Below are 9,162 nucleotides of genomic sequence, written 5' to 3' on the forward strand. Positions count from 1 at the left end.
AATTTGTGCCGACAAAATGCGCGCAGAGTATAGGGGCGGTTCTGCCCCTATTCAACTGCCGGGTAGTGATTTCCGACTGCGCGCTACAAGAGCAATTGTTTCAGCGAATGTGCGCAAGGACGCCTTGCAGCTCATCGAGGGAGTTGTAACCGATTACCAATTGTCCCTTGCCCTTCTTGCCGTGGCGAATCTGCACCGTAGAGCCCAGCCGCTCGGCCAGGCGCTGTTCCAGGCGGGCGATATCCGGGTCCGGTTTGGGGGCTTCGACGGGGGCTGGTTTACCGCTCAGCCACTGACGAACCAGTGCCTCAGTTTGGCGCACGGTCAGGCCTCGTGCGACAACATGTCGCGCCCCTTCAACCTGTTGATTTTCCGGCAATCCGAGCAAGGCCCGGGCATGACCCATTTCCAGGTCGCCATGGGACAGCATGGTCTTGATGACTTCCGGCAACGCAATCAAGCGCAACAGGTTGGCCACGGTGACGCGGGATTTGCCCACCGCCTCGGCGACCTGTTGCTGCGTAAGCTGGAATTCCTGTTGCAGACGCTGCAGGGCGACCGCTTCCTCGATCGGGTTGAGGTCTTCGCGCTGGATGTTCTCGATCAACGCCATCGCAATCGCGGTTTCATCCGATACGTCGCGCACCATCGCCGGAATGGTTTCCTGCCCGGCCTGCTGACTGGCGCGCCAGCGGCGTTCGCCGGCTATGATCTCGAAGCGCCCGCTACCGATCGAACGAACCACGATCGGCTGCATCACGCCCTGGGCCTTGATCGACTGGGCCAGTTCTTCCAGCGCCTGCGGATCCATGTCCCGGCGTGGCTGATATTTGCCGCGCTGGATCAGATCCAGCGGCAAGTGTTGCAGCTCACGCTGGTCGGCCTGTACGGCCTGCTCTTCCAGCGCGCTGACCGTGGGACCGCTGAGCAGCGCGTCCAGTCCACGTCCGAGACCACGTTTCTTGACGGCCATGGGGTTTCCTTAAGTTGGCTGGGCGGCAGCGGTGCGTGGGTTGCGGCGCTGACGGCGAACCATTTCGCCCGCCAGGGCCAGGTAAGCCAGCGCACCACGGGATTGTTTGTCGTAGGCCAGGGCCGGCATGCCGTAACTCGGTGCTTCGGCCAACCGGATGTTGCGTGGAATGACCGTGTCGTAGAGCTGCTCGCCGAAGTGTTCCTTGAGCTGGACCGACACGTCGTTCATCAGACTCAGGCGCGGGTCGTACATGGTCCGCAACAGGCCTTCGACCTTCAGGGCCGGATTCAGCAGTTCGGAGATGCGCTTGATGTTATCCACAAGGTCGCTCAACCCTTCAAGGGCAAAGTACTCGCACTGCATGGGGATAATGACCCCATCGGCGGCCACCAGGGCGTTGAGGGTCAGCATCGACAGCGACGGCGGGCAATCGATCAGGATGTAATCGTAGTTCTCCCGGATCGGCGCCAATGCGCTGCGCAGACGGCTTTCCTTCATCTGCATTTCCAGCAGCACCACTTCGGCCGCCGTCAGGTCACGGTTGGCCGGCAGCAGTTGATAACCGCCGTGTTCGGAGAAATGCATGGCCTGGCCCAGATCGCATTCACCGATCAGGACGTCGTAGATGGAGTTTTCCAGGCCATGTTTATCCACACCGCTGCCCATGGTGGCGTTGCCCTGTGGATCAAGATCGATCAACAGCACCCGACGCTTGGTCGCGACCAGGGATGCTGCGAGGTTGATGCAGGTGGTGGTCTTGCCCACACCACCCTTCTGGTTCGCTATCGCGAATACCTTAGCCATTCTTGCTTGTGTTCCCAATCATGCCGTGCGGCGCAGTATCAGCAGATGGCGTTGGCCTTGGCAACCGGGTACGGCCAGGGCGTGTTCGCTATCGAGGTGGAAATCCGACGGCAATGCTACCAGCTCATCGGCCGGATGGACGCCCTTCATTGCCAGCCAGCGTGTTTCGACATCGCCCAGGTGGCGCGTCCAGTTGCTGAAATTCTCCATGCTGCTGAAGGCCCGGGAGATGATCCCGTTGAACGGCTGTGCAGGTTGGAACGCTTCGACCCGGCTGTGGATAACTTGCAGGTTATCCAGCTTGAGCTCGAGTTTGACCTGGGTCAGGAAGCGGGTTTTCTTGCCGTTGCTGTCCAGGCAGGTCACTTGCGAGTCCGGAAACAGGATCGCCAGCGGGATGCCGGGCATGCCACCGCCGCTGCCCACATCGAGCCAGCGACCGTTTTCGATGAAAGACATCACGCTGAGACTGTCCAGCAGATGCCTAGATACCATTTCGTCCGGATCGCGCACGGCAGTCAGGTTGTAGGCCTTGTTCCATTTGATCAACAACGCCAGATAACCCAGCAGTTGCGCATGCTGGGCTTCGCTCAGGCTGACCCCGAGTTGACGGGCACCTGTGGATAACTCATCGGCGTGTTGCGAGGTGACCATCGAACTCAAGCGCTTTGCTCCAACTGACGGCCCGCGCCGCGTTTTTTCAAATGAATCATCAACAGGGAAATCGCCGCCGGGGTTACGCCAGGGATGCGCGACGCCTGCCCCAGGGTTTCCGGCCGGGTTGTGCCGAGCTTGCTCTGGATTTCCTTCGACAGGCCGGAAATGACCGTGTAATCGATATCCACAGGCAGCTTGGTGTCCTCGCTGGCGCGCAGACGGGCGATTTCGTCCTGCTGGCGGTCGATGTAGCCGGCATACTTGGTCTTGATCTCGACTTGTTCGGCGACCTGTGGATCGTCCGCGCCCTGGCCGGTCACTTCCACCAGCCCGGCGTAATCGATTTCCGGCCGACTCAAGAGGTTGAGCAGGTTGTATTCGTGTGTCAGCGGCGTGCCGAACTTCGCCGCGATGGCATCGCCCTGCTCGGTACCGGGACGAACCCAGGTGCTTTTCAGCCGTTGTTCTTCCAGTTCGATACCTTCGCGTTTCTTGCAGAACGCGGCCCAACGCACGTCATCCACCAGTCCCAGCTCGCGGCCTTTCTCGGTCAGGCGCAGATCGGCGTTGTCTTCGCGCAGGATCAGGCGATATTCCGCGCGGGACGTAAACATCCGATACGGTTCCTGGGTGCCCAGGGTGATCAGATCGTCCACCAACACACCGATGTACGCTTCGTCGCGACGCGGGCACCAGCTGTCCTTGCCCTGGGCACGCAACGCCGCGTTGGTCCCGGCCAGCAAACCCTGGGCACCGGCTTCTTCGTAGCCGGTGGTGCCGTTTATCTGCCCGGCAAAGAACAGGCCGCCGATGACCTTGGTTTCCAGGCTGTACTTCAGGTCACGGGGATCGAAGTAGTCGTATTCGATGGCGTAGCCCGGACGAACGATGTGCGCGTTTTCCATGCCGCGGATCGACTGCACGATCTGCAGTTGCACGTCGAACGGCAGGGACGTCGAGATCCCGTTGGGGTAAAGCTCGTGGGTCGTCAGGCCTTCCGGTTCGATGAAGACCTGGTGGCTTTCCTTGTCGGCAAAGCGATGGATCTTGTCTTCGATCGACGGGCAATAACGTGGGCCGACGCCTTCGATCACGCCTGAATACATCGGCGAGCGATCCAGGTTGGCGGCAATGATCTCGTGGGTGCGGGCATTGGTGTGGGTAATCCAGCAGCTCACCTGTTGCGGATGCTGTTCTTTCGAGCCCATGAACGACATCACCGGGATTGGCGTATCACCCGGTTGTTCGGTCATGACCGAGAAATCCACAGACCGACCGTCAATTCGCGGCGGCGTACCGGTTTTCAAGCGACCTACACGCAGCGGCAATTCACGCAGACGTTGAGCCAAGGCAATCGACGGCGGATCGCCCGCGCGGCCGCCGGAATAGTTCTGCATTCCGATGTGGATAAGTCCACCGAGGAAGGTTCCGGTGGTCAATACCACGGAATCGGCAAAGAAACGCAGGCCCATCTGGGTGACAACACCGTGGACCTGGTCTTGTTCGACGATCAGGTCATCGGCCGCTTGTTGAAATATCCACAGGTTCGGCTGGTTCTCCAGGATTTCGCGGACAGCCGCCTTGTACAAGACCCGGTCGGCCTGGGCGCGAGTGGCTCGTACGGCGGGGCCTTTGCGGCTGTTCAATACGCGAAACTGGATACCACCTTTATCGGTAGCCATGGCCATCGCACCGCCGAGGGCGTCGATTTCCTTGACCAGATGGCTCTTGCCGATGCCACCGATGGCTGGGTTGCAGCTCATGGCACCGAGGGTTTCCACGTTATGCGTCAACAGCAGGGTCTTTACACCCATGCGTGCTGATGCAAGTGCTGCCTCGGTACCGGCATGACCGCCGCCGATGACGATCACTTCAAAACGGGAAGGGAAATCCACCACGCACCTCGTGCCTGCTTAATTCAGGTAATTCGGAAATAGGTTATGAGTCTGGCCCAAACGTTTTCTGGACCAGGTCGGCAAGTATAGGGACTTCCCCTTTCCTAAAGAACCCTTTGCACAAAATTTAACCAGCTGTGGAGAACTCGCGGTTAAAAAAATAAAAAAGAGAGAAATTTATAAAACCTTTGTTTTTATGGTTATTCTTACTGCCCACCCTTTCTGTGGATAAAACTCTGTAGGCCTTTATTTTCAATGTGTACAGAGATCTTGAACTCTGTGGTCATCTGGCGCTGAGGGGTTTGGATAACCGGTGTAAGCCTGTGGATTAAGTGAGTGGTTATCCACAGAGCAGGTTATCTTCAATTTCCAAGGGGGTTTATCAACTGAGCTCAACGTCAGTTACCCACAGGGCTTAATCCACAAGCGGAACGCATATCCGCCCATGGGCAAGCCGCCATGAAGGGCAATCGAGGGAAGACAAGAAGAGAAGCCGGGCCGCAGGGAACGCGATGTGCAGCCCGTTTTGAGGGAAGGACTTACTTACCGATGCAGAAGCTGGAGAAAATCCGGCCCAACAAGTCATCGGAGCTGAAGGCACCGGTGATTTCTCCCAGGAACTGCTGAGCCTGGCGCAAATCTTCGGCCAGTAATTCTCCGGCACCCGCCAGCGTCAGCTGAGCACGACCGTGTTCCAGGGCGGCGCTGGCATGGCGCAAGGCTTCAAGGTGACGACGCCGGGCGCTGAAGCTGCTTTCCGAGGTTTGCTCGTAGCCCATGCAGGCCTTGAGGTGTTCACGCAGCAGTTCAAGCCCCTGTCCCGCGGCCTTTGCGCTCAGACTGATGGTCACGTGACCGTCAGCGCTGACCTCAAGCGCTATTGCTTCGCCAGTCAGGTCGGCTTTGTTACGGATCAACGTGACTTTCGCCGGATCCGGGCGCACTTCGAGAAACTCGGGCCACAACGCGAAAGGATCATCCGCTTCCGGTGCCGTCGCATCGACCACCAGCAACACACGATCGGCCTCGCCAATGGCCTTCAGCGCCCGCTCAACGCCAATCTTTTCTACTTGGTCATCGGTATCGCGCAACCCGGCGGTATCCACAACGTGCAAGGGCATGCCGTCGATGTGGATATGTTCACGCAAGATGTCCCGGGTCGTGCCGGCGATCTCCGTGACAATCGCCGCCTCACGGCCTGCGAGGGCGTTGAGGAGGCTGGATTTGCCGGCGTTCGGTCGCCCGGCGATCACCACGGTCATACCGTCGCGCAACAAGGCCCCTTGTCCCGCTTCCCGCAGCACTGTGGATAACTCCTCTCGCACTTTGTCGAGCAGGCTCAGTACATGGCCATCGGCGAGGAAGTCGATTTCTTCTTCGGGAAAATCGATGGCTGCCTCGACGTAGATGCGCAGGCCGATCAGTTGTTCGGTCAGGCCATGCACGCGTTGGGAGAACGCGCCTTGCAAGGAACGCAGGGCATTGCGCGCAGCCTGTGCCGAACTGGCCTCGATGAGGTCGGCAATCGCTTCGGCCTGAGCCAGGTCGAGTTTGTCGTTGAGGAAGGCCCGTTCACTGAATTCGCCCGGCCGGGCCAGGCGACAACCCAGTTCAAGGCAACGCTTGAGCAGCATGTCCAGCACGATGGGTCCGCCGTGCCCCTGCAGTTCCAGCACATCTTCACCGGTGAATGAATTCGGTCCCGGGAAATACAGCGCGAGGCCTTCGTCGAGCACCTGCTGGTCGTCACTGAAGAATGGGCCGTAATGAGCAAACCGTGGCTTGAGCTCACGACCGCTGATGGCCTTGGCCGCGACACTGGCCAGTGGTCCCGAAATGCGGACGATGCCGACACCACCGCGACCTTGGGCGGTGGCAACGGCGGCGATGGTTTCACGAGGTGTGCTCATAAACCGGTATCCAGACAAAAGTGACAGATAGCAAAACGCCCCACTAGGGGGCGTTTTGTGTGGTTATCCACAGTGCAAGTTACGCCTCGGCTTTCTTCGTAGCCGATTCGATCTTACGCGTGATGTACCACTGTTGAGTAATGGACAACACGTTGTTCACAACCCAGTACAGCACCAGACCGGCCGGGAACCACAGGAAGAAGAAGGTGAAGATGATCGGCATCATCTTCATGACCTTCGCCTGCATAGGGTCCGGAGGTGTCGGGTTCAGCTGCTGCTGGATGAACATGGTGGCGCCCATGATGATCGGCAGGATGAAGAACGGATCCTTGATCGACAGGTCGGTAATCCACAGCATGAAGGGCGCCTGGCGCATCTCCACGCTTTCCAGCAGAACCCAGTACAGCGACAGGAACACAGGCATCTGTACGAGAATCGGCAAGCAACCACCCAGCGGGTTGATCTTCTCTTTCTTGTACAGCTCCATCATGGCCTGGGACATTTTCTGCCGGTCATCGCCATGTTGCTCTTTCAGAGCGGCCAGTTTCGGTGCCACGGCGCGCATGCGAGCCATGGACTTGTAGCTGGCGGCCGACAATGGGAAGAACAACCCCTTGATCAGCATGGTCAGGAAGATGATCGACCAGCCCCAGTTACCGACGATGCTGTGGATATGTTGCAGCAGCCAGAAGATCGGCTGGGCAATGAACCACAGGAAACCATAGTCCACGGTCAATTCCAGACCTGGGGACAACTGCTTCAGTACGGCCTGGCTTTTTGGACCGGCATACAACGTAGCGCTGGTTTCAGCCTTGGCACCCGGCGCAGCGGTCAATGCAGGACCGGTATAGCCGATGATGTAGTTGCCTTTGCTGTCCTTGCGGGTCTGGACGATGTTGCTTTCGCCCTTTTGCGGGATCCAGGCGGTTACAAAATAGTGCTGCAACCAGGCAACCCAGCCACCTTGGACGGTTTCCTTGAGCTGCGCCTTGTCCATGTCTTTCATGGACACTTTCTTGTACGGCTCGGAACTTGTCCACAGGGCGGCGCCCAGGTAAGTCGCGGTGCCGGTGGCGGTGCTGGAGGAAGGATCGGCGCTGGCATCACGTTTCAACTGCGCGAACATCGCACCGGACCAGGGCTGTGCACTCTGGTTGTCGATCAGGTAGGACACGACTACGTCATACAGGCCACGTTTCAGCGTGAAACGCTTGATGTAGTTGACGCCATCCTTGCTGAACTTCAGGTCCACGACCAATTGGTCCTGACCGTCAGCCAGTTGATAACTTTTCTTCTCCGAAGCGTACACCGGACGACCGGCCGGACTGGCATCCGGGCCATTGGTGCCGATCAGGCCGCTCTGGGCCAGATAAGTCCGCTCGTTACCGTTATCGAACAGCTGGAACGGAATGTCCGGATGATCCTGGCGGCGTGGATAAAGCGGCAGCGTCAGTTGGGCGACGTCACCACCCTGTGGATCGATTGCCAACTGGAGCACGTCGGTCTTGATCTGGATCAGATCTTTGCTTGCAGCCACAGGGGCTTCGGCGGGAGCACTGGTATCGCTTGCCGCGCGTGGAATGTCGTCACTGCTGGCAGCGTTGTTACCGGAAGCAGTGTCCGGCAGGCTCGGTGCAGTATTGCTGGCTGCAACATTCTGAGTCGGCAGGGCAGCCTGGCCATAGTCCTGGTTCCATTTAAGAACCATGACGTAAGACACGATTGCCAGGGCGACGATCAGGATCGTGCGTTTGATATCCATGATTACTCGGCCATCGAAGAAGAACGGGAGGTAGGGATAGGCGGAACCGGGTCATAACCGCCGGGATTCCACGGATGACAGCGACCTAAACGACGAAAGGTCAGCCAGCCACCGCGCAGAAGGCCATGATTTTCTATGGCTTCGTACGCGTAGCAGGAGCAGCTGGGGTAGAAACGACAGTGACTGGCCATCAGAGGACTAATGGCATAGCGGTAAAACTGGATCGGAACGAGTGCCAGTTTACGCATCGGGACTGTCTACCCCTGCAGTTTCGGTGTTGACTGGTGATGCTGGCTTGTTGCGAGCCAGACGTTTCCAGAGCTTGCCGAAATGCTGAATCAGTTCAGGGTTTTCTACGTCCCCCAAACCTTTGCGCGCGACGATAACAATGTCCCATCCGACCAGTGAATCCTGGTTCAGGCGGAACGATTCGCGCATCAGACGTTTGAGGCGATTGCGCTGCACGGAGAGCTTGACGCTCTTTTTCCCGATAACCAGCCCTAGGCGGGGGTGATCGAGATCGTTGCTGCGCGCAAGGAGCAGGAGATTTTTCCCCGGAACCTTGCCGGTAGGGGAGTCAAAGACTGCCTTGAAATGCCGGGGTGTAAGCAGACGCTTTTCCCGACTGAAGTCCTGACTCACCTCCAGTGCCGGATTATCAAACTGCCAGACGCGCACGACCTTTGGCGCGACGACGCGACAGGACGGCACGACCGTTCTTGGTAGCCATGCGAGCACGGAAACCGTGGGTACGAGCGCGTTTGATAGTGCTTGGTTGGAAAGTACGTTTCATGTCGTGTTACCTGGTTCGTCCACAACGGGCCGGAATGGCCCCCGTTTTAAGAGACCGGGGATTCTAGAGAAAGCAAGTCCATAGGTCAATTTCCAACCAACGTTTCCTTTAAATAGATGTTCAGGCTGCCGGCCGTTGATCACACAGCGCCAGATATAGAAATAAAGAAGGGAATTATTTAAAGCTTTTCTGTGAAGCTTATAAAGGCTAGGCAGCCATCTGTCTGTGGATAACCTGGTCAAGCCCTTGTAAATCGCCATGTACAGAGAATGACAACTACAGGGGAAAGCAGTGTCCAGCCTGTGCTGCGCAGTCGGATAAGCTGTGTGTGGAAAGGTGAGTTATCCACAGCGCGCTTATCCACC

General features: G+C 58.0%; 9 protein-coding genes. All 9 read right to left on the minus strand.

Annotated elements, in window-relative coordinates; genetic code table 11:
- Positions 1 to 100: 100 nt before the first annotated feature.
- Positions 101 to 973, minus strand: a complete 873-nt coding sequence (locus tag PCOSP_RS29220) for a ParB/RepB/Spo0J family partition protein (RefSeq protein ID WP_139641402.1) — start codon at positions 971 to 973, stop codon at positions 101 to 103.
- A 9-nt stretch (positions 974 to 982) separates the two neighbouring features.
- Positions 983 to 1,780: a ParA family protein gene (locus PCOSP_RS29225; RefSeq protein ID WP_139641403.1), complete on the minus strand. Its 798-nt coding sequence runs from the start codon at positions 1,778 to 1,780 to the stop codon at positions 983 to 985.
- Between the two features lie 18 nt (positions 1,781 to 1,798).
- Positions 1,799 to 2,434 (minus strand): 16S rRNA (guanine(527)-N(7))-methyltransferase RsmG, encoded by a 636-nt coding sequence (gene rsmG, locus PCOSP_RS29230; protein ID WP_175362313.1) that lies wholly within the window; start codon positions 2,432 to 2,434, stop codon positions 1,799 to 1,801.
- Positions 2,435 to 2,439: 5 nt separating this feature from the next.
- Complete coding sequence (mnmG, locus tag PCOSP_RS29235; protein ID WP_464710024.1) at positions 2,440 to 4,332, minus strand: tRNA uridine-5-carboxymethylaminomethyl(34) synthesis enzyme MnmG; 1,893 nt, start codon at positions 4,330 to 4,332, stop codon at positions 2,440 to 2,442.
- A 539-nt stretch (positions 4,333 to 4,871) separates the two neighbouring features.
- Positions 4,872 to 6,242: a tRNA uridine-5-carboxymethylaminomethyl(34) synthesis GTPase MnmE gene (mnmE, locus tag PCOSP_RS29240; protein ID WP_464710025.1), complete on the minus strand. Its 1,371-nt coding sequence runs from the start codon at positions 6,240 to 6,242 to the stop codon at positions 4,872 to 4,874.
- A gap of 79 nt (positions 6,243 to 6,321) precedes the next feature.
- Complete coding sequence (gene yidC / locus PCOSP_RS29245) at positions 6,322 to 8,004, minus strand: membrane protein insertase YidC (RefSeq protein WP_139641407.1); 1,683 nt, start codon at positions 8,002 to 8,004, stop codon at positions 6,322 to 6,324.
- A gap of 2 nt (positions 8,005 to 8,006) precedes the next feature.
- Positions 8,007 to 8,252, minus strand: a complete 246-nt coding sequence (gene yidD / locus PCOSP_RS29250; RefSeq protein WP_010465488.1) for a membrane protein insertion efficiency factor YidD — start codon at positions 8,250 to 8,252, stop codon at positions 8,007 to 8,009.
- On the minus strand, positions 8,245 to 8,646 hold the full coding sequence (rnpA, locus tag PCOSP_RS29255) for a ribonuclease P protein component (protein ID WP_041023039.1): 402 nt from the start codon (positions 8,644 to 8,646) through the stop codon (positions 8,245 to 8,247). Before rnpA ends, yidD begins: the two co-directional genes overlap by 8 nt.
- A gap of 16 nt (positions 8,647 to 8,662) precedes the next feature.
- A complete protein-coding gene (gene rpmH / locus PCOSP_RS29260; RefSeq protein WP_003213577.1) occupies positions 8,663 to 8,797 on the minus strand; it encodes a 50S ribosomal protein L34 in 135 nt (44 codons plus the stop codon).
- Positions 8,798 to 9,162 lie beyond the last annotated feature (365 nt).

Source organism: Pseudomonas sp. MAFF 730105, assembly GCF_055380705.1.